The 20,238-nt window shown below is 61.2% G+C and carries 14 protein-coding genes; 9 read left to right on the forward strand and 5 right to left on the reverse strand.

Going from position 1 to position 20,238, the window contains the following annotated elements; all coding sequences use genetic code 11:
• Nucleotides 1-4 precede the first annotated feature (4 nt).
• Nucleotides 5-343 carry a P-II family nitrogen regulator gene (locus FJ404_09365; protein MBM3823078.1) on the reverse strand — a complete coding sequence of 113 codons (339 nt, stop codon included), beginning with the start codon at nucleotides 341-343 and terminating at the stop codon, nucleotides 5-7.
• Between the two features lie 503 nt (nucleotides 344-846).
• Here FJ404_09365 and FJ404_09370 point away from each other — a divergent pair.
• From FJ404_09370 to FJ404_09410, 9 genes are all read left to right on the forward strand, one after another.
• Entirely contained in the window at nucleotides 847-1,308 is a 462-nt protein-coding gene (locus FJ404_09370) for a RidA family protein (GenBank protein MBM3823079.1), read from the forward strand.
• Nucleotides 1,308-2,411, forward strand: coding sequence for a D-TA family PLP-dependent enzyme (locus tag FJ404_09375; GenBank protein MBM3823080.1), 1,104 nt, complete (start codon nucleotides 1,308-1,310; stop codon nucleotides 2,409-2,411). The genes FJ404_09370 and FJ404_09375 overlap by 1 nt, the downstream gene beginning before the upstream one ends.
• 153 nt (nucleotides 2,412-2,564) lie before the next feature.
• Nucleotides 2,565-3,692 carry an SMP-30/gluconolactonase/LRE family protein gene (locus tag FJ404_09380; GenBank protein ID MBM3823081.1) on the forward strand — a complete coding sequence of 376 codons (1,128 nt, stop codon included), beginning with the start codon at nucleotides 2,565-2,567 and terminating at the stop codon, nucleotides 3,690-3,692.
• A gap of 14 nt (nucleotides 3,693-3,706) precedes the next feature.
• A complete protein-coding gene (locus FJ404_09385) occupies nucleotides 3,707-5,011 on the forward strand; it encodes an MFS transporter (protein ID MBM3823082.1) in 1,305 nt (434 codons plus the stop codon).
• Nucleotides 5,008-5,907 carry a hypothetical protein gene (locus FJ404_09390; protein MBM3823083.1) on the forward strand — a complete coding sequence of 300 codons (900 nt, stop codon included), beginning with the start codon at nucleotides 5,008-5,010 and terminating at the stop codon, nucleotides 5,905-5,907. The genes FJ404_09385 and FJ404_09390 overlap by 4 nt, the downstream gene beginning before the upstream one ends.
• On the forward strand, nucleotides 5,904-6,962 hold the full coding sequence (locus FJ404_09395) for a hydroxyacid dehydrogenase (protein MBM3823084.1): 1,059 nt from the start codon (nucleotides 5,904-5,906) through the stop codon (nucleotides 6,960-6,962). The genes FJ404_09390 and FJ404_09395 overlap by 4 nt, the downstream gene beginning before the upstream one ends.
• Before the next feature lie 65 nt (nucleotides 6,963-7,027).
• Nucleotides 7,028-9,820, forward strand: a complete 2,793-nt coding sequence (locus tag FJ404_09400; protein MBM3823085.1) for a c-type cytochrome — start codon at nucleotides 7,028-7,030, stop codon at nucleotides 9,818-9,820.
• Nucleotides 9,801-11,423, forward strand: a complete 1,623-nt coding sequence (locus FJ404_09405; GenBank protein ID MBM3823086.1) for a VCBS repeat-containing protein — start codon at nucleotides 9,801-9,803, stop codon at nucleotides 11,421-11,423. The genes FJ404_09400 and FJ404_09405 overlap by 20 nt, the downstream gene beginning before the upstream one ends.
• Nucleotides 11,291-12,079: a CRTAC1 family protein gene (locus FJ404_09410; GenBank protein ID MBM3823087.1), complete on the forward strand. Its 789-nt coding sequence runs from the start codon at nucleotides 11,291-11,293 to the stop codon at nucleotides 12,077-12,079. Before FJ404_09405 ends, FJ404_09410 begins: the two co-directional genes overlap by 133 nt.
• Nucleotides 12,080-12,094: 15 nt before the next feature.
• On the opposite strand, the gene FJ404_09415 is transcribed toward FJ404_09410, so the two are convergent.
• From FJ404_09415 to FJ404_09430, 4 genes are read right to left on the reverse strand one after another with little or no spacing between them, the layout of a single operon-like run.
• The gene (locus tag FJ404_09415) at nucleotides 12,095-14,995 is read right to left on the reverse strand and encodes a VWA domain-containing protein (protein MBM3823088.1); all 2,901 of its coding nucleotides are present in this window, start codon (nucleotides 14,993-14,995) and stop codon (nucleotides 12,095-12,097) included.
• Nucleotides 14,992-17,457: a hypothetical protein gene (locus FJ404_09420; protein MBM3823089.1), complete on the reverse strand. Its 2,466-nt coding sequence runs from the start codon at nucleotides 17,455-17,457 to the stop codon at nucleotides 14,992-14,994. The genes FJ404_09415 and FJ404_09420 overlap by 4 nt, the downstream gene beginning before the upstream one ends.
• Nucleotides 17,454-19,130 carry a hypothetical protein gene (locus tag FJ404_09425; protein MBM3823090.1) on the reverse strand — a complete coding sequence of 559 codons (1,677 nt, stop codon included), beginning with the start codon at nucleotides 19,128-19,130 and terminating at the stop codon, nucleotides 17,454-17,456. Before FJ404_09425 ends, FJ404_09420 begins: the two co-directional genes overlap by 4 nt.
• Nucleotides 18,395-20,236: a VWA domain-containing protein gene (locus tag FJ404_09430; protein ID MBM3823091.1), complete on the reverse strand. Its 1,842-nt coding sequence runs from the start codon at nucleotides 20,234-20,236 to the stop codon at nucleotides 18,395-18,397. Before FJ404_09430 ends, FJ404_09425 begins: the two co-directional genes overlap by 736 nt.
• Between the last annotated feature and the right edge of the window lie 2 nt (nucleotides 20,237-20,238).

Consider the following 20,238-nt stretch of genomic DNA (forward strand, 5'->3'; position numbering starts at 1 on the left):
AGAATTAAATGGCCTGGTCTCCTTTTTCCTCGGTTCGAATGCGGATCGCATTTTCAACGGGGGACACAAAGACTTTGCCGTCGCCGATTTTTCCGGTCTTCGCCGCTTTGATGATGGCGCCGACCGCCGCGTCCACGCGTTGATCCGCGATGATCAGTTCAAGTTTGATTTTGGGCAGGAAATCCACGGTGTATTCGCTTCCCCGGTAGATTTCTGTGTGGCCTTTTTGGCGTCCGAATCCTTTCACTTCGGAGACGGTCATGCCCTCGATGCCGACTTCGGCGAGGGCATCCTTCACGTCTTCGAGCTTGAAGGGTTTGATGATGGCTTCGATTTTCTTCATGCGGATGTTCAGTGTTCGAGGCGCCAGCTTCGCGGGCTGGAGCCGGTTTCAAGGCGAACCCATCGGACTCGTTTTCGGAACGGCGAGAGGCTTTGAAAACCGAGGTTCGACGATCGCGGATTCTCCTTTAGCAACCCGTCTGCCAACTCGCATGAATGCTGGACATGGAAGGGGTTAACTCGTTGCCAACACGGGTTTTGAGAAGTTGGAATGAAAACCAACCCCAGGCGGGATGATGGCGCGATTTGAACAGTCTGTGTTTTTTTAGCCAGGAGTGGGTCTGAGGAAGCAGGACAAATCGAAACAGACCCGGTCGGCGATCCATCGTACTGTTGAAAAATTTGGAGTCTTCCGACCTGTCCGCGCGCTGCGGCTGGTCTCCGACACAGCCGCGCTCCTCAAAATGAGAGTGGCGGCGTAAAATGGGCTTGCGTGGAGAATTCGGGCGACGCGAGCATTCCCGGGTCACGAACTGACCTCAACACCACTCCCACTTTATCACCATGAGCGCCGAATCCCGTCTTGCCGAATTGAAACTCGAACTTCCTCCAGCGCCCAAGCCCATTGGGGTTTACAAGCCCTTGGTGATCTGCGGTCACCTGGCCTATGTCTCGGGCCATGGACCTCTGCGTTCCGACAAGAGTTTGATCGCGGGCCGCATCGGGGAAGGTTACGACCTGGATTATGGACGCGCGGCGGCGAGGCAGACCGGCTTGGCGATCCTGGCGACCTTGCGCGAAGGCCTCGGCAGCCTCGACCGGGTCAAACGAGTGGTGAAAGTCCTGGGCATGGTGAACTCGGTGCCGGGCTTCATGGATCACCCCAAGGTCATCAACGGATGCAGTGAGTTGTTCGCTGAGATTTGGGGGGCTGACCTGGGCGTGGGCGCCCGCAGCGCGGTGGGAATGGGATCTCTTCCGGGCAATATCACCGTCGAAATCGAAGTCATCTTCGAATTGGCCTGATGAACGTCTGGCCTCGAATTGCCGGACTGGAACGGGTTCCTTCTCCCGCTCTCTTGCTCGATCGGGAACGCGTCGAAGCGAACCTCGATCGCATGGTGGACATCGCGGGCGGTCCCGACCGGTTGCGTCCGCACGTCAAGACTCACAAGATGGTTGAGTTGATCGGGATGCAGCGCAAGCGAGGCATCCGTCAGTTCAAGTGTGCCACCGTCGCCGAGGCCGAATTGCTGGGGCAAGCGGGAGCGGCCCATGTGCTGATCGCCTATCCGCTGGTGGGGCCCACCGTGTCCCGGATTCTGGAATTGCGCCAGGCCTATCCCCAGACCCGTTTCGCGGGGTTGGTGGACGATCTGGAAGCCTCCCGATCGGCCGCCCGGCAATCCTTGAGTTCCGGGGTTCCGCTCGAGATCTTGATCGATCTCGACGTGGGGCAACACCGGACGGGGGTTTCGGTGGAGTCGGCTTTGGATTTTTGCCGATCGGTGGCGGGCATGCCGGGGTTGAAGTTGGGTGGCTTGCATGCTTATGACGGCCACCTCCACCAAACGGATTTGAAAGAGCGAACACTGGCCTGCCACGCGGCTTTTGCGCTGGTGGAAGGGTTGAAAGACGCGCTCCTGAAGGCGGGTTATTCCGTGCCGCGCGTGGTGGCTGGCGGGACTCCGACGTTTCCGATTCATGCTCGTCGTCCCGGGGTGGAGTGCAGTCCTGGCACATGCGTGTTTTGGGACGCGGGATACGCGAAGGCCTTCCCGGATCTGCCGTTTGAAATTGCGGCGATGGTTCTCGCCCGGGTGATCAGCAAGCCGGCGGCGGACCGGCTTTGTTTGGATTTGGGCCACAAGGCGGTGGCCAGCGAGATGCCCCATCCCCGGGTGATTTTCCCCGAACTCCCCGACGCCGTTGCCGTGGGGCACAATGAAGAACATCTCGTTCTCCAAACGGAACGCGCGGGCGCATTCCCGGTCGGGAGCATGCTCTTGGGTGTGCCATGGCACATTTGCCCCACCGTGGCTCTTCATCAGGAAGTCTGGGTTGTCGAGCATGGCCAAGTGAAGGGGACCTGGCAGGTGCCAGCGAGGTCTCGTCGCATCGGCGTCTGACTCCGTCAGGCCTTGGCCCGGATGGGACGCCGGGTTGGATGGCGTGCGCTTCAAAAAGTTCAGAGGGATTGATCAGGAGAATATTCTATTTCTTGTTTTCCCGAGGCATGCTAGGTAAACAGCCGTCCACTCCCTCAACGTCTCCACCGAATTATGAATCGACTTCATTCCCCCTGGATTCGGATTCTGCCGGCGCATCGGTTCCAGTCCGTTCCCTCTCTCCTCGTTTTTGGCAAGCGTTGCCTTCTGCTGCTGTTGTCCGTCGTCTGGTCGATGGATGCCGGCGTCGCGAGGGCGGCCGAGCCGATCATCCCGCCGGGCGCGAAACTCGAAAAACTCTTCGAGGGCATCACGCTGACTGAAGGAGTCGCGGTGGCGATGGACGGTCTGGTTTACTTCAGCGACATCACTTTTTCGCACGTGTCGCGGAACGATCGGGGACAAATCCATGCCGGCCACATTTGGCGGTTCGATCCCGCGACGGGCAAGACGACGATTTTCCGTTCGCCCAGCGGGATGTCGAACGGCATCAAATTCGACGCGGCGGGCGACATGATCGTTTGCGAAATGGCCGACTTCGGCGGCCGCCGGGTGACCCGCACCGATATGCGGACGGGCATGAGCTACATTCTCGCCGCGATGTATGGAGGGCGCCCGCTCAATTCCCCCAACGACGTGACCCTGGACGAAAAGGGCCGCATTTACTTTAGTGATCCGCGCTATCTGGGTCATGAGCCGATTGATCAACCGGTGACCGGTGTTTATCGCATTGATCTGGATGGGTCGATCCACCGCATTATTTCCGACGCGGGCAAGGCGAATGGGGTCTGCGTTTCACCGGACCAGAAGTCGATCTATGTCGTCAGCAACGAGAATGGAGCGACCGGTTTTGAGCGGCTTGACCAAGGCGTGAAGTCGCCGGGAGATAAAATCACCTCGCCGCTTCGCAAGGGCTTGATGGCACTCCTGGCTTACGACCTGCACGCCGATGGAACGGCCACGTTTCGAAAGACCCTCGTGGACTATTCCCCCCAGGACGGTCCGGATGGATTGGTCTGCGACCGGGAGGGTAATCTCTACGTCGCGGTGCGCGCCGAAAACCGGCCGGGCATCTGCGTCTACTCGCCCGAGGGGAAAGAGATCGCCTACCTCAAGACCGAAATTCCGACGAATGTCGGATTCGGTCGCGGCCGAGATGAAAATCTGCTCTACATCACGGCGGGCAAGAGCCTCTATCGGATTCGTCTGAATAGCCGGGGCTACCATCTGCCCTCACGATGAAGGGCAGGGGGCCAATGCAGGAATCGGAAGCAGCCCGACCGTCCGGGCCGACGCGGACGCGTTACTGGGTGATCGTCTTCGCGATCACGCTGGCGATCATCACCTACGTGGACCGCGTCTGCATGTCGCAGGCCAAGCCGGACATCCAGGGAGCGTTTGCGCTGACCGACAAGCAGATGGGACTGGTGTTTTCAGTTTTCGGACTCGCCTACGCGCTGTTCGAAATTCCCATGGGCTGGCTGGGGGATCGTGGCGGGCCGCGCCGGATCCTGATGAAGGTGGTCGTCTTGTGGTCTGTCTTCACGGCGGCCACCGGGGTGGCGACGAATTACGTTTCCCTCCTGGTTTATCGATTTCTGTTCGGCTTGGGCGAAGCCGGAGCCTTTCCGAATATCACCAAGATTTTCACCCTCTGGCTTCCGGCGGTCGAGCGTGTGCGCGCGCAGGGCATCATGTGGATGAGTGCGCGCTGGGCTGGCGCTTTCACGCCGTTGTTGGTGGTTTGGATGATAGGGATCATGGGGTGGCGCTGGACGTTTGTTTGTTTCGGCATGGTGGGCGTGGTTTGGGCTGTAATCTTCTACCGTTGGTTTCGCGACAACCCCCGGGATCATCCGTCCATCAACCAAGCTGAACTGGCGCTGATCGGGACCCCAGAGGCCAACCTCGCCGGCCACGCAGCGGTCCCTTGGAAACGATTCCTATGGAATCGCACCGTTTGGATGTTGTGGCTTCAATACTTCTGCATGGCCTACGGTTGGTATTTCTACATCACATGGCTCCCAACCTATCTCAGGGAGGCCCGGCAGTTGGATGTGGGCAAGAGCGCGCTGCTTGCCGGGCTGCCCCTGTTTTTCGGTGGAATCGGCTGTCTCGTCAGCGGCCTGATTCTGAATCATGTCGCCCGCTGGCTGAAAAGCACCGCCGCGGCCCGGCGTTTTATGGCTTACTTCGGGTTGACCGGTGCGGGCGTGATGTTCGTCCTGGCCGCTTACCTTGAGAATCCAGTCCTGGCCATGATTGCGATGGGACTCTCCAGTTTTGGAAATGATTTGGTGATGCCCGGCGCGTGGGGTGCCTGCATGGATGTCGGCGGCAAGTTCGCCGGATCGCTCTCCGGCAGCATGAACATGATGGGCAATTTTGCGGGTTTCCTGGCACCCATGCTGCTCCCTTGGATTCGGGAAGCCGCCGGTGGCCGCTGGGAACCAATCTTCTGGGTCTCCGGGATCATTTACCTGATCGGCGCCATTTCGTGGGTTTTCATCGATCCGGTCACTCCGCTGGACCGGGATGAACCGTCCCGAGCGACCGGATGAAGACCCAGGCTCTCCAACGGCTTCGGGAAAAGCTCCAAGCGGATGAACCGATCTTTGGACTCTGGGTCACTCTGGAATCCGCGAGCATTTCGGAAATGGCCGTGGCGCTTGGACTCGACTGGATTGTCGTCGATGCCGAACACGGGCATTTGGATTGGAGAGAGATCCTTGAGCACGTTCGCGCCGCGGTGCGCAGCGAGACCGTGGTGCTGGTGCGCGTGGCCGAGTTGAACGGCGGCCTGATTAAGCGTGCCCTCGACATCGGCGCCGATGGCGTCGTGGTTCCCTGGATTGAGACCGCGGATCAACTCAGGCAGGCTCTGGCCTTTTGCCATTATCCTCCGCAAGGCGTTCGAGGAATTGGGGCGGAACGCGCGACGGCGTGGGGACAATGCCTGGCGCAACACACCCGGGAAGCCAACGACCACTTGCTGGTCGTGCCCATCGTCGAATCCGTCACTGCGGGAAGCAATATTTCGGCTCTTGCCCAGGTGGACGGCGTGGAAATGGTCTTTTTCGGTCCGGCGGATTACTCCTCCACGGCCGGTTTTCGCGGTCAATGGGAGGGGCCGGGAGTGGCGGAGGAACTGCTTGCCATCAAGGACACCTTGCGGGCTCATGGCAAGCACTGCGGCATCCTTGCGACCAGCCACGAAGACTTGATCGAACGGCGGTTTCAAGGCTTTCGCATGTTGGGGCTTGGGACGGATAGCGGGCTGTTCCTGCGCGGACTCCATGCGGCGCTCGGGATGGTGGGCCGCGACCGGGCTATGTCTCCGTCGTTTTTCCCGGAGGAAGAGTCTCTGCCCATGACGCCGTTGCCGCGACCACCGGAGCCTTTGCGTGTTGCCGGCTCGGAAGAAACGAGGGTGACCGGGAAAAGTCCGCCCGCATGAACTCCGGGCCATTCATCGTCGCTCTGACCTCCGACTTTTACGACAGCAGCGGCGCGCCGAGATATGCGGACATCGGCTTGTCGGTGCTCGCAGAGCATCCGCGCATCAAGACACGCGTTTTCGAGGAGCATCGCAAGCAGATCGGCGCGGACCAAATTGGCGATGCTCAAGGGGTGATGGTGCTGACGCCGGCGGTCACGGTCGATAGCGTGTCGAACGCGGACAACCTGCTCGTCATGGCGCGGTTTGGGGTGGGCTATGACGCGGTGGATGTGAAGGCGTGCACCGCCGCCGACGTGCTCGTGACCATCACTGCGGGCGCGGTGGATCGACCCGTGGCGGAGGCCGTCATTGGCTGGATGATCGCGCTGAGCCATCATATGCGCCGCAAGGACGCGCTGGTTCGTGGCGGCCAGTGGGATGAACGCTCGAAGTACATGGGACGCGAGTTGCGAGACCGAACCCTTGGGGTGATCGGCCTCGGAGGCATCGCTCGCAAAGTCATCGAACTGCTGCGCGGCTTTGGCATGAAGATCCCGTTGGCCTACGACCCGTTTGTGAGTGAGGCGAGCGCCGCGGACCACGGTGCGCGCCTGGTCAGTCTGGAACAGTTGCTCCGGCAATCGGACTTTGTTTCCATCCATTGCCCCCTGACCGCCGCGACGCGCGGCCTGCTTGGCTCCCGGGAACTGGCCCTGATGAAACCGGACGCGTATCTGTTGAACACGGCCCGCGGCGGGATCGTGGATGAGGACGCGCTCTATGCCTGGCTCGAGAACCGCCGCATCGCGGGGGCGGCCCTGGACTGTTTTGTGGAGGAACCGGTCAACGCGCCGAGTCGCTTCCGCGATCTGGACAACGTGTTGCTCGCTCCGCATAGCATTGCGTGGACTGACGAATTGTTCCGCGACATGGGCCGCGCCGCGTGCCAGGTGATGGTGGATCTTTCACACGGCGTGAAACCGAGCGGGGTGCTGAATTCCGAGCTCTTGGACCGGCCCTCGTTCAAGGAGAAGTGGGCGCGTCATGTGAAAGGCTCGCCGATCCCAGGGTAAACCGGGACCCCGAACCATCGGCTGCATCTCAACAGGGCGGTTGTCCGCTCTTGCCGGGGTGGGTCATGGAGTCCAAAATCCGGTCTCAATCCATGGTCATGCAAATGGCGCATTTCTTTCGCACCGCCTCGACCCTGATCCTGTCCGGTGGGTTGGGGGTACTCCTGGGGCAGATACCCGAGCCCACCGACGCGCCGAAACCCCGTTCTCCCGAGGAAAGTGCCGCGTCGTATCGCATGCCGGAGGGCTTTCGCATGGAGTTGGTGGCGGCAGAGCCGATCATTGCTTCGCCTTCAGGTGTGGCTTGGGATGAATACGGTCGTTTGTTCGTCACCGAACTCCATGGTTACAATCTCGAGGGCCAGCTTGACATCGAGGAACTGAACAAGAGCGGGAAGCTCGATACCGTGGTCCGGCGAGTGCAAGCCGAGGAGCGTTTCAAGAAAGCCGCCGACGCGGGCACCTACGGGGCTGTCAAGTTGCTTCGCGACACCGATGGCGATGGCCGCATGGACCGGGCCGATCTGTGGTCCACGAATATGCCTCCCGCGTACGGGTTGGTTCCGGCGCGGGGCGGGGTCATTGTGGCCTGTGCTCCCCACATCCTTTTTCTCGCGGACCCAGATGGTGATGGCCGCGCGGAGGTGCGGGAGATTCTGTTCACGGGATTTAAGACCGGGGCGTTGGAACGTGGCATCAACGCTCCTCAATGGGGATTGGACGGATGGATTTACTTCGGACGCGGCGCGGGCGGGGGACGCATCGTGGGACCGCGACTGGCCGAGCCCGTGGAGTTGCCAGGGACTGATTTTCGCATTCGAGCCGACGGCACCGCCATCGAGCCGGTCACCGGCGCGACGGGCACTTTCGGATTCGCGATGACGGAAAGTGGCGACCGTTTTGTGATGTCCACGGTGGATCCGGGGCGTCAGGTCGCGCCTTTGCCATGGAGATACCTGGCGAGGAATCGAGAGGCGGCGTTTACGGGTTTGGAGGCGGGCGGTGCGGACCGGCGTGTTTTTCCTCTGGCTCCAGCGCATCCTTGGAGGACCAAGCGCGCCGGGGATGCCGCTTACTTCAAGTTCTACCGAGACCGGTATGGTCCTTCCGACAGTGACGCCGCGGGGTGGTTCACCTCGGCGTGCAGTCCGATGATTTATCAGGACCGGGCGCTGCCAGGCTTGCACGGCCATTACTTTGTTTGTGAACCCTCGGGAAACTTGATTCATCGGGCGGTGATCGAACCCGACGGAGTGCTTCTCAAACTTCGGCGTGCCCCGAATGAGGCGGGCGCCGAATTTGCCGCTTCGAACGATTCCTGGAGTCATCCCATGAACCTGGCCCATGGACCGGACGGGTGTCTTTGGGTGGTGGATTATTATCGCGAGATTATCGAGGATTACTCGGCGATTCCCCGGCATTTGCAACAGCAATACGGACTGTACGCGGGACATGATCGGGGGCGGATATACCGGGTGACTCATCGAGACATGCCCCGGCCCGATCCCGCCGACATGAGTCGACTGGATCTCCCGGCCTTGGCCAGAGAACTGGGCAGTCCTTCGTTTTGGCGGCGTGGCACGGCGCAACGTCTCCTGGCCGAGCACGGTCGCGGCGGTCCGGAAGAGCCCGTCACGATCCTGCGACGGTTGTTGAAAGACCCGCGTTCGACGTCGGTCACCATCATTGCCGCCCTGCGCACGCTTGAGATGTGGGGCAAACTTGGCGAATCCGACCTGATCGAGGGGATGTCGCATCCCTCCGAGCCCGTTCGAGTACACGCCTTGGAACTCGCCGAAAGCGGGTTGAGATCGATGGTGGACGCTCAGCTTCTGAAGGCGGTCCTGGCGTCCGCAGCCGTCGAACGGAGTCCGCGCGTGTGTATTCAATTGGCGTTGACACTTGGGGAGTCCAGAAGGGCGGAGGTGGTGCCCGCGCTGGCGGCGCTCTTGCGAAAGCACGGTTCCGTTCGCTGGATCGAGGCAGCGGTGTTGTCTTCGTTATCCGGGCGCGCCCTGGAAATGATGGTGGAATGGGTGAAAGACCCTTTGTCGCCCGCTGGATTTCTGACCCCTCTGGCGCAGTCCTTGGCGGCTCGCCGCAACGACGGAGAACTGGAGCAAGCCCTGTTGACCTTGCGCCAGGCGCCACCCGCCATGCAAGCGGCGGCCTTGAAGGGATTGGCCCAAGGCCGGAAGAACGCGCCGCGCCGTCCCACCACTTTGGTGATGGCACGAAATCAATCCGCGCCCTTCCTCTCAAGCGATTCCGAGGAGGTCAGGACGGCGGTTCGCGAATTGGAGGAAATCCTGCGTCCGGAAAGCTGGCGAGCCGCAGCGCATGGGCCCGGGCCTGGGTCTGGGGCATTGGAGAAGATTTCGGAGGATCGCTTTCGCCAATTCACCGGTGCGTTGCAGGGTGCGCGCGACTTGAATCGTGGACGAGAGGTTTTTCGGCAGGCCTGCGCAACGTGCCATCGCGTGGGCGAGGAAGGCCACGAGGTGGGGCCGGACTTGTTGGGCCAGTCGGCCATGGCGGAAGAGAGTCTGCTCAAGGAGATCCTCCTGCCGAGCGAGCGAATTCGGCCCGGCTACGAAACCACGGTGCTGGAGTTGAGAGAGTCATCCGCCCTCACGGGAATTTTGAAGGAAGAAGGCGCGACCAGCCTGACGTTGGTCCTGCCGAATGGAGTCGAGCAGACGATCCTGCGAAAGGAGATCCGTTCCGTGATGATTTCAGCCGGTTCGCTGATGCCTTCCTTTGCGGAGACCCTCGCGCCGTCCGATGCCGCCCATCTTCTGGCGTGGTTGAAACAGCAGAAACCGAGCGGGACTCCGGATGCAACGCCGCGGCAGTGAACGTCCAACTCCGGGCCTCTTCGATCCGATCGGGAGGGTTTCCGGGAACCAGCGGTTGGGGTTCATGAACGTTGGGTGGCGCCTTTTTCTTGTGGGATGGATGTTTTGGAGTGGGAGCTTGGCGGCCCAGATTTCACGAGAGATCCAAGCAGTTGAATCGATCCCGGACATGCTGGAGCGATTGGCAGACCAGGCCGATCCAGAGCAGCATCCATTCTTAAATGAGTTGCGGGTGGAGCGTTACGAGTCGAGCCTCCGCCAGATGAGGCAATCGGGGTTTGAGTATGCGCGAACCCTGGAATCGTGGGCGGAGGAATTGCTCCGATGCGGACGGGCGGAAGAGGTGGCGGTTCGCTGGGGGGAAGTGGCACGCTTGCGCGTCCAGGGCATGCCGGGCCGGGATGGATCGAGATCGGTTTCCGGTCCGAGGCTAGCGGAAGCCGTGGCCTGGATGCGTCTGGGTGAACAGGAGAATTGTCTCGCGGGGCACTCGCCTTCCGCTTGCATCCTGCCCTTCGACGCTGAGGCTGTGCATCGCCGCCGGCGCCCCATGCAGGAGGCGATTCGGATCTTGCAAGTGCAGTTGGAAGCGGACGCCTCGGATCTTTCCGCCCGCTGGCTGTTGAATCTGGCGTGGATGGCGGCGGGCGGTTATCCGGATCGAGTGCCGCGAAAACATTTGATTCCGCCCGAGGTTTTCCGTTCGTTCCGGGATGTGCCGGGATTCACGAATCGAGCGGCGGCTTTGGCATTGGACGACGCGAGGCTTTCCGGGAGAGCGGTTGCGGAAGATTTTGACGGGGATGGAGACATCGATTTGGTGGTGACTTCGCTCGGAATGCGCCACCCGATAAAGTATTACCGCAACAACGGGGATGGCACTTTCACCGAAAGAGCCAGGGAAGCGGGGTTGGATCGGGAGTGGGGAGGATTGAATGTTCAGCAAACGGACTACAACAACGACGGTTTGCCGGACCTATTTGTGTTGCGGGGGGGATGGTTCGGAGAGGATGGCCGGTTGCCGAAGTCATTGCTCAAGAATCTGGGGGGCGGCGTGTTTACGAATGTGACACGTGAGGCGGGGCTGTTGAGTCTGCATCCGACGCAGACCGCGGCCTGGGCGGATTTTGATGGGGACGGCTGGCTTGATGTGATGATCGGTCATGAAACGCGGGGCGGGCATGCTCATGCGTGCCAGCTTTTTCGGAATCGTGGAGACGGCACGTTCGAGTCGTGTGGAGAAAGTGCAGGGGTGGGAGTGAGTGCCTGGGTCAAAGGCGTGGCCGCGGGCGACTATGACAATGATGGAAAGCCGGATCTCTATCTGAGCGTGTTGGGCGGGAAGAACGTGCTTTTTCGTAATCGATGCCGTCCCGGCCTGATGCGGTTCGAGGACGCCTCCGAGGCTGCGGGAGTTCAGGAGCCTTGGCATAGTTTTCCCACCTGGTTTTTCGATTTTGACCAGGATGGGTGGGAGGATTTGTTTGTGGTTATCAGGCGGCGCACGTCGGTGAAGTGGCGGCGGATTATTTGGGGCTTCCTCATGGAGGCGAGAAACCGCGCTTGTATCGCAACGGAGGCCAGGGCCGATTCCAGGATGTGACCAGGGCGGCGGGGCTGGACCGTCTGTTGCTGGCCATGGGGGCGAATTGGGGGGACTACGACAACGATGGATGGCCGGATCTTTATCTGGGCACGGGCGAGCCTGATTTATCGTCCCTCATGCCGAACCGGCTGTTTCGCAACGGAGGCGGTGGACGGTTCGAGGATGTGACGACTGCGGCGCGAGTGGGGCATTTGCAGAAAGGGCACGGGGTCGCCTTTGCCGATTTTGATGAAGATGGTGATCTGGACATCTACGCGGTGATGGGCGGTGCCTTTTCGGGGGACACGGCGGCCAATGTATTCTTCGAAAACCCCGGGGCTGAGGGAGCATGGGTGGAAATCGAACTGCGCGGGATCAGCGCGAATCGTCCCGGGTTGGGTGCGCGATTGCGGTGTCACGTGCAAGAGGGGCGGGAAACGCGGGTCATTTATCGGACCGTGACGACGGGTGGTTCGTTTGGGGCCTCGCCGTTTCGGCAATGGATTGGCCTGGGCAAAGCAGGGAAGGTGGATCGGTTGGAGATTGATTGGCCGGGCAGCGGGACGCGACAAGTGGTGCGGGAAGTCCCGGTGAGAAGGCGCATCACGATAACGGAAGGAGACGGCACGCCGGTGGTGGTGGTCCCCGCCAGGTGGGGAAGGGCTCGCGAATGAGGAGACCTTTGACGGTCAAAGGTTTCGCTTCTGGGCGCGGCGCTTCGCGGCGAGAAGCTTGCTGGTCGTGCCCGCTTCTTCGCCGGCTTGCTCCGGTGCCGAGACGGTTGCTTGACCTGTCGGGGTGGAGGGCTGGGCGGTGGGTTCCGAGCGCGGCGTGGAGAAATCCCCCAGGACGGAGGCGTTCGAGCCGGCAGGATCCCGGGGTTTGAAGATTTCAGGATCCGCCGCGGTGGAGGCGGGACGGCGGGCTCGCACTTCATCGCGACGGGCGAGCAGGGCTCCCAAAGATTCCTCCGCGTCGGGAGTGACGGCGGGTTTCTCCCAAAAGAATAGAAATCGCCGCAACGAGCGCGTTGCCTTTTTCCATTCTTCCCAGTCGGGCTGGATGCGGCGAACGGCGATGTCGAGCGGGAAGAGGACGATGGCGAGTTTCAGGAGCCATTCCCAAAGGTCGCGGGGTTGATGGGTTTTCTTGCGATCATGGAGGAATGGGCTGTCCTCCGGACGTTCCAGATCCAGCATTTTTCCGCCGGTCGTTTCGGCGAGGCGGCCGAGCAGGGGGGTGTTGGGTTCGGAAGCGTTGAATTCCGGGGAGTAATTGACGCTGGTGCCGAGGCTCTGGCGCGAGCGCACGACGCCGTCTTTGAAATCGAGCAGGTTGAGCAGATACATGCCGACTTCTTTCGTGGGGAATCGGGCTTCATAGTGACCCGGGCCGGATTGTTGGAGCCGGACGGTTTGTTTTTCCCCTTTGGGGCCGACCACGACGGTTTGCAGGTTCAGGAAATTGCGGAAGTTGCCCTGGCTGTCCACGGCTTCGACGGTGAGGATGCCTTCTCCTTTCTCGATGGAAATGTCGGTGTTGAACTCGGAGTTCTCGAGGCGACGCAAGCTCCATTGCGCCACTTGGATCCAGAACTGACGGTAGCGATCCCAGGAGAGCCACGGCGCGGCCCAGCGGGCTTTGGCGTCGGAGGTGAAGGCCACGGCACGTCCAAGCCCGAACTGCCAGTGTGCGAGGACCGGATCGCCCTTGTCGGACACGAGCGGCACCTCGGCCCTGGGTTTGGGGGAAGTGGCGACGTAGCCGCGGAGCATGGGAAACTCCGCGCCGCCGATGCCGCGGGTGAGTTCGGAAGAGGAGGCCAGTCGAGGCTTGAATGGCTCTTCAAAAATGGCGGATTTGAGGATGACCGCGGCTTCTTTGACGAAGATTTGGGGCAGTGACGCGGGAGAACGGACATCGTAGAACTGGCCTTTTCCCTTGGTCGCCAAGTCCATCATCGTGTCGGGATTGACATGTCCCCCGATCATGACGGTGCTGAGGGTAATGCGATTGCCGACGATTTCGGACATGAGTTTGGCGTCGGGAGCGCCAGGATCCCCGTCACTGAAGACCACCATGTGTTTGATGCTGGCGTTGGATTTCTTGAGCCCCTCGTTGGCCATTTCCATGACCCGCTGGAAATTGGGCATGTCGCCAGGATTCATTCCCGCGATGGCTCTTCCCATGGCTTTCTTGTCCGCGACTTTGGCCAGTTCGAAGAGCCAGCGGTCGGTGCCGTCCCACATGACGATGCCCATCTCGTCCTGGGGACCGAGCGCGTCGAGGGCGGCGAAGGCGATATCGCGCGCCCATTGATTGCCGTTGGGGAATTCGGTGGCGTGGCAGACAATGACCATGGCGCCGCTCGGCAGCACCTTCTTGCTGCTGAGTTCCATGTCGAGGGGAAGCGCGCTTTCCAAGGGGGTTCCACGATAGCCGCCGGCGGCGAAGGCCTGGTCTCCGCCGATGCAGACCAATCCGATGCCGAAGTCCCGCACCGCACTTTCCAACAAACGCATGAGATCGAGGCCGAGATCTCCCGCGGCGACGTTCGAGAGGAAGATCGCGTCATAACTCTGCATCTCCGCCAGATTGCCCGGAAATCCGTTGATGCCGGCGACTTTGAGGTCGAACTGAGCCGAGCGCAGGACGTCGGCGAGGTTGGCGTCCTGTTCCGGGGCGGAAGAAACGAGCAGGATGCGAGGATCTCCTTTGACGCTGGTGAAACTGGTGGCGCGGTTGTTCTGCGGGACCATGTCGCCGGGCGCGTCGAGTTGCACTTCGTAACTGTAGAAACCGGGTTCGGTGAGCGTTTGAGGGAAGGAGAAGAGATTCTTTCCGGCATCGAGTGTGACTTGCTGCTCCCCCAGCAACTGGTCGTTGCGGTAGAGGCGGACCTTGCCCGACTGCAGGCGGTCGGCTTGAGCAAAGATTTTGACATCGAAAGTTTGTCCCTTCTTCAACTGCGGCGGGAGGCTGAGCTTCTGAATGGATGTATCATTCTTTCTTGCCGCGCCTAAAGGGAGGACGTCGATGCTGATGCCGAGAGGCCCTGCCGCATAAGCGGCGGCGGCGGCGTCTCCTACATTCTCATTCCCGTCCGAAATGAGGACGATGCGCTTTTGTCCGGTCTCGGGGAAGGCGGCGGCAGCCAGCCGGATGGCGCCAGCGAGATCCGTCCGCTCCGTCGAAAGGACGGAGTGAATCTTCTGCAAGTGGACGACAGGATTGGCGGACGATTCGATGCTGGCCGAGCTGCCAAAAACCACGACCCCACCGCGATCCTCCTTTTTCTTCAACGCGGAAGTTTGGTTGACGAATTGCCGGGCTGCCTCCTGCTGGGGAGAAGGCACGCTGTCCGAACGATCCAACACGAAGAAGACGTTCATGCCCTCCACCGGTTTGAGGTGCTGCAGACCAGCGATGGACAGCACGGTGAGGGTGACAATGAAGAGCCTCAGGCCCAGGGCGAGCCACTTGCGGAAGGCGCTCATGCCGACATCCGACCGGAAGTGGAAGTACAGCGTCCAAGGCACGGCGACGAGCCAGAGGAGCAACCACCAGGGATCGGTCAAGCGGAAGTTCAAAACGTCTTCGTCAGGTTGGTGAGACTCGAATCCGCAGTGGAAGGCCTCGCGACTGGGGCGAGAGGGGTGGAGCTGCGACGTGAGAATTTTTGGAGCCGATGATTGAGCGCATCCGCGACGTAGAGGTTGCCCTCGGCGTCGAGGGCGATGGACCAGGGATTGTTGAACTGTCCGGGGCGCGATCCGGCACCGCCCAGAATTTCCACTGACCGATACTGGGAATCGAAGATTTGCACGCGGCTATTGCCAAACTCGCACACGAAGATCATGCCTTCCGCGTTCACCTTCACATCGTAGGGGTAACTCAGCTTTCCGGGGGCGGTCCCCGCTCCGCCGAATGAAGCCAGGGGTTGACCGTTCGAGTCGAAGACCTGGATTCGATGGTTGCAGGAATCCGCCACGAAGAACCGTCCATCAGGTGCCACAGCCAACCCCTCGGCACGATTGAATTCTCCCGTCGCGGCGCCACCCTGACCCCAGGACCGGACGAGGCTTCTTCCGTCGTTGGAAAAGACCTGCACACGCTCCACCCGGCTATATTCGGAAACAGCCAGCTCGCCTTTCGGCGTCAGGGCGATGGACCTGGGAAACGCGAGTTGGCCCGCGTTTGTGCCTTCCACACCCCAAACCTCCACCTTGCTTCCCAAAGCGTCGAATCGTGTCACACGGGTATAATGAGGTTCCACCACCCAAACACCTCCCTGGGCGGCGGCCGCCATGCCCTTCGGCTTGCCTTTGTCCGTGACTTCCAACTCCCAAAAACGCTCAAACGCTCCATCTTGGGCAAACTTCACGATGCGACCGGTCATGTCCGCCGCATAGACGCAACCCATGGAGTCCACCGCCAGGGAGCGGGGTTTGTTGAACTCGCCCGGTCCCGTGCCGCGTTTTCCCATGATCTGGACGGATTCAAAAAAGCGGCTGCGCCACTGGACCTCGTCAGGATTGGCCGAGCCGCAGCCTGTTCCAGCGGTGACTCCACTCAGCAAGAGCAACAGCGCCGTCCGCGTGAAAAACGCTGAACCCAGCCATCCCAGGTATTTTCCGAGGGCGCCGAACACGAGCGGAGCCAGCGCCATCATGAGCAGCATGGCGCAAATCGAATAGACTTGGGTGTTGTGTCCATAGTGGAGCAAGTGGAACACACGGAGAGCGAGGGTTTCACCTCCCGGCGGCACAATCAGAACGCCTGTTTCCACATCCCAGAGCGCGAGAAGGAAAACCAGCGTCCAGGCTGCTCCGGCGCGCGATCGCCATTGCGGCCATTGGATCTTGTGAAAATGCAGCCACCCCCTGAGCCCGTCGAGCTTTGCGGCATCCAGCAGGTCGCGGTCCTCCGTTCGCCGCGCTTCCACAAGCATCAAGATGGGCCAGCCGGCGTAGCGAATCACCATCAGGAGTCCGATGAGGAGATTCGACGGATACCATCCATCGAATCCGGGACGATTGAATGCGGCGATGCTTGTGATTCCAAAGAGGAAGCCGGGCATGAGGAAAAACACGATCCAAGCCGAGCAGACTTTCCACCGGGACAGGATCCAGCCCAAACCGGTGGCACAGGTGGCCGTGGCCGCCGCCAGAACGAAACTTTGTTTGGCCGCTTCAGCACTCGCCTGCCCTGTGGCGGGCAACTCGATCCACGTCCTGGCATCGAACATCAATCCGCCGAGTGGAAGTCCAATCGAGACGAAACCCAAGGCGGCGCAGAACACCGCCGCGCCCACTTTTTCGGGCGAATGCAAACAGCCGCGAAGCCACGCTCGCAGCGGATTCCAATTCGATTCGGATCGTTCAGCACCAGACGTTGACCGGGCCGTGTGGTGCCGCTGAGCTTCGAGAGGTTGTGCGAAGGTGCGCCACTTCAAAAAAGGAGCAAGAGTCAACCCCAGGAGGACCAGCGGAAGGGAGTGGAGCAAGGCGGTGCCGGTGTCGAAGCGGGTGTTGAAAGCGATCCAGGCCGCTTCGGGCAGAACCTTGATCTGCAGCACGGTGGGGATGGTGAATTGATTCAATGCCAGGATGGCGGTCAGTCCCGCCGCGGTCCACCACGCCCCGCGAGCACAGGGCCACAACATCGTCCGGAACTGAATCCACCCTTTGATGGCCGGATCTTGTTCAAGCAAACCCGGGCCCAAGCGCGTCCACGCCGCCCGCACCGCCAGAGTGGTGATCGGCCAGAGCCAAAGGGAGAGCAGGAAGACGCCTCCCGGAAGCGAGAACAGATAGGACGTGCCACCTCGCACACCGGGCACGGTCCCTCCGGTTTGCCCGATCCAATAGGAGAGCAACAGAAACGGAGGCATGGCCAGGACGAGCAGTGCCAAAACATGCATGGCGTTTTGAACAACGCGCGGCAGGGTGCGCGTCGCGAGCGCGGCGGCGAGTCCCAGACCTCCAGCGGAGACGGCCGTCCCGGCGGCGACCGCCAGGCTGTTCGCGAGAATGGCGCCCGTCGGGGTCATCGGGTGAACAGTTGCCGGAGGAAATCCATTCCCGACGTCGCATCAGCACCGGTTGGCCGGACGGTGGACGCGGCCAGGACGGCGACGGTGCGGGAGGGTTCGTTGCTTTCGACCTCATCAAACCCTCCGCTCGCCACGAGAGCCCTCGCCACCTCTTCGCCGCCGAGGAAATCGGCAAGACGTCGAGCGGCGGGGGATTCTGGACGTCCCGAAACGATTCCGACGAAGGCTCGCAACTTCATGGGCACGTCCTCGATGGGCACTTCCCCGACCGGCAACCCTTCGCGTTGTCCGGCGCGTATGTCATCCGAGTCGGTCAAGCCAGCCGCGGCGCGTCCGAGTCCGACCATTTTCACGACCATGGAATTCCCGTCGAGCACGAGTGGCTTCTGGGCCGCGAGCGTGCTGGCCCAAGCCCTCCAACCGGCATCGCCCATGGCGGTGCGGGCGGCGAGGAGGTGAGCCCCGGTGGTTCCGAAAAGCGGATAGGCCAGGGCTAATCGCCCTTGCCACTCGGTGTTGGTTAGAGAAGCGAGGAAGCGGGGCGCCTGGTGCCGAGCCACGAGATTCGTATTGATGACCAAGGCTCGATGTCGGCAGGCGGTGTGGGAGCCCTTGAATTCGGCGAGGATGCCTTGGCTTGCGAGTTCGAACGCGCGGTGGGATTCGTTGCTCCAAAAGACATCGCAGCGAGGATGGCTCCTCTCCGCCCGTAATCGATTGGCCAATCCGACGGTCTTGACGGCTTCACTGTCGAACACGGTCCGCACCCGGATCCCGGTGGATTGCTCGAACCGCTTGAGGAGGGGTTCAGCATAGATCCGATCCTGCGAGGTGTAGAGAGTCACGGATGATTCCGGCCCGTGGCTGCCGGAACACCCGGCGGCAAGCCACGCGGCCAGAGCCCATGTGAGGATCCATGGCATGGAGCGGCAGTTCACGCGGTGCGTTTGTTGAAATACCACCATTCGCAGCACATCAGCACGAGCGCGGCTGCGGCAATCCAGCGCCAAAGTTCGAGGCTGGCCTTTTTCAGCGTCGTGGCGGACACCTCGCCGTATTTGCCGAGTTTGATCTCCTCGCGCGGCGCGATGTCGCTCTCGGGAGAATCGAGTAAATTCACGGCAAACAGGGTTTCTTGGGTGCCCGCCTTGAGGTGATAGACGCCTTGCCGGGAGGTGTCGCCCACGACGATGTCGCGGGACTGGGGTTCCAAATCCAGGGAACGCGTGGTTCCGTCGGGGAAAGTTACTTCTGCCTTTGCGACGCCCTCCGGCTTCGGCAGTCGGAACGGCTCGCCGGCGCGAATCGAGAGTGGACTGCCTGAAAAGGGATTGAGCCACTCCACCGCGTTGACCATGAAAATGATGAAGGACGGGCGTCGCGGCCATGAGCTTTTCAACACGTCGAAGCCCACCCAGACAATCCTTTGGCGCTCCCGTTCTCCAGCGAGAATCAACGGCGATTGCTGCGAATCGAGGATGGACACCGCCCAATCCGGCGTCCGCACCGCATTCGCCTGGGCGATCTGGACGTTGTCGAAGCTGACAAATCGCATCAGCGTGTGGCTGGTTTTCCAGTCCACAATGGCCGGGGCTTCCAGGGGCGCGGGGGGCGCAGAAAACCAGGCCGGGTTCGAGGTGTGAATCGCCAGGACGTTCTGTTCCGGCCATACCGAGGGCGTGAGATCGTCCAGCACCACCAAGTCCGTCTGAGGCGGCGTTTTGATGTCTTCCACGATGGTCAATTCAACCTGGCCCGCGGCACGGAGGGCCTTCTCCAGAAAACGGTTGCCGCGGGTGACGAGAAGCACCCGGACCGGCGAGGGCAACTTGCTGATCACGGAAGCGGAGTTATCCACCGCGAGGTCGTCGGTCGTTTTCAGGCTGACCGTGAACTTGCCGATCGGCACTTCAGGCGATTGAGCGGCGACGAAGACGACGGGTTCGGACCTCCGCGGATCGAGGGTAATCGGTTTCGAGTCGAGCACCTGATCGTTGAACCTCAACTCGAGCTCGGCTTGCAGCGCGTTTGAGGAGTAATTGGCGATGCCCGCGAAGATGGCGCGCTGAGCGGGATTCTCCGGGTTGGCCTTCACGTCCAGGGCCACCACGCCCGCGTTATGGTTGGTCGTTCCGACACGGTGATAGACGAGCCGCATGCCTTTGCTCTCGAAGTCCGCCAAGTCGGAGGCGGCGCCATCGCTGAAAAGGTGCGTTTCCGCGTCTGCCTGCTGGTCGCGGGTCAAGGTGTCCGCCAGTTTGAAAGCATCTGAAAGCCGCGTGGGTCCGTCACTGACGTGGCAGGCTTGCAGGGCGCGGCGCAGCGCGGATTTATCGCTCGTCTTGGATTGCTTGAGCTCCGTCACGGACCCCGCCAGCACGATCACCATTTCGCTGGTGTCCTCCAGGCCGTCCACCCATTTCAACGCCTCCTGTCGGGCTTTTTCGAACCGGTTGGGCGCGACGTCCGTGGCTTGCATGGAGGCCGAGGCGTCGAGAATGACCACTTGAAGGCGTCCGCCGCGAACATCCTGGCTGAGGAACGGACGAGCCAACGCGAAGATGGCCAGCAGCAGGAGGAGAATTTGCAGCAGCAGCAGGAGATTCTTGCGGAGTTTTTGAAAAGGGGCGTTGGCCTGGTTTTCAGCCAGAAACCGCTGCCACAGGATGGTGCTGGGAACGAGTCGAACCTGTCGCTTGCGTTTGAGCAGGTAGAGAACCACCACCGCGGGGAGGGTGGCGGCGAACCAAAAGGCGGAGGGGTCGAGGAAATTCATGG

Source organism: Verrucomicrobiota bacterium (genome assembly GCA_016871495.1).
Taxonomy (GTDB): Bacteria; Verrucomicrobiota; Verrucomicrobiia; order Limisphaerales; family VHDF01; genus VHDF01.

Excerpts from the sequence above, each read along its gene's own strand:
- FJ404_09365 (MBM3823078.1), bottom strand. The coding sequence starts at position 343 with ATGAAGAAAATCGAAGCCATCATCAAACCCTTCAAGCTCGAAGACGTG.
- FJ404_09370 (MBM3823079.1), top strand. The coding sequence starts at position 847 with ATGAGCGCCGAATCCCGTCTTGCCGAATTGAAACTCGAACTTCCTCCA.
- FJ404_09375 (MBM3823080.1), top strand. The coding sequence starts at position 1,308 with ATGAACGTCTGGCCTCGAATTGCCGGACTGGAACGGGTTCCTTCTCCC.
- FJ404_09380 (MBM3823081.1), top strand. The coding sequence starts at position 2,565 with ATGAATCGACTTCATTCCCCCTGGATTCGGATTCTGCCGGCGCATCGG.
- FJ404_09385 (MBM3823082.1), top strand. The coding sequence starts at position 3,707 with ATGCAGGAATCGGAAGCAGCCCGACCGTCCGGGCCGACGCGGACGCGT.
- FJ404_09390 (MBM3823083.1), top strand. The coding sequence starts at position 5,008 with ATGAAGACCCAGGCTCTCCAACGGCTTCGGGAAAAGCTCCAAGCGGAT.
- FJ404_09395 (MBM3823084.1), top strand. The coding sequence starts at position 5,904 with ATGAACTCCGGGCCATTCATCGTCGCTCTGACCTCCGACTTTTACGAC.
- FJ404_09400 (MBM3823085.1), top strand. The coding sequence starts at position 7,028 with ATGGAGTCCAAAATCCGGTCTCAATCCATGGTCATGCAAATGGCGCAT.
- FJ404_09405 (MBM3823086.1), top strand. The coding sequence starts at position 9,801 with ATGCAACGCCGCGGCAGTGAACGTCCAACTCCGGGCCTCTTCGATCCG.
- FJ404_09420 (MBM3823089.1), bottom strand. The coding sequence starts at position 17,457 with ATGACCCCGACGGGCGCCATTCTCGCGAACAGCCTGGCGGTCGCCGCC.
- FJ404_09425 (MBM3823090.1), bottom strand. The coding sequence starts at position 19,130 with ATGGCCGGAACAGAACGTCCTGGCGATTCACACCTCGAACCCGGCCTG.
- FJ404_09430 (MBM3823091.1), bottom strand. The coding sequence starts at position 20,236 with ATGAATTTCCTCGACCCCTCCGCCTTTTGGTTCGCCGCCACCCTCCCC.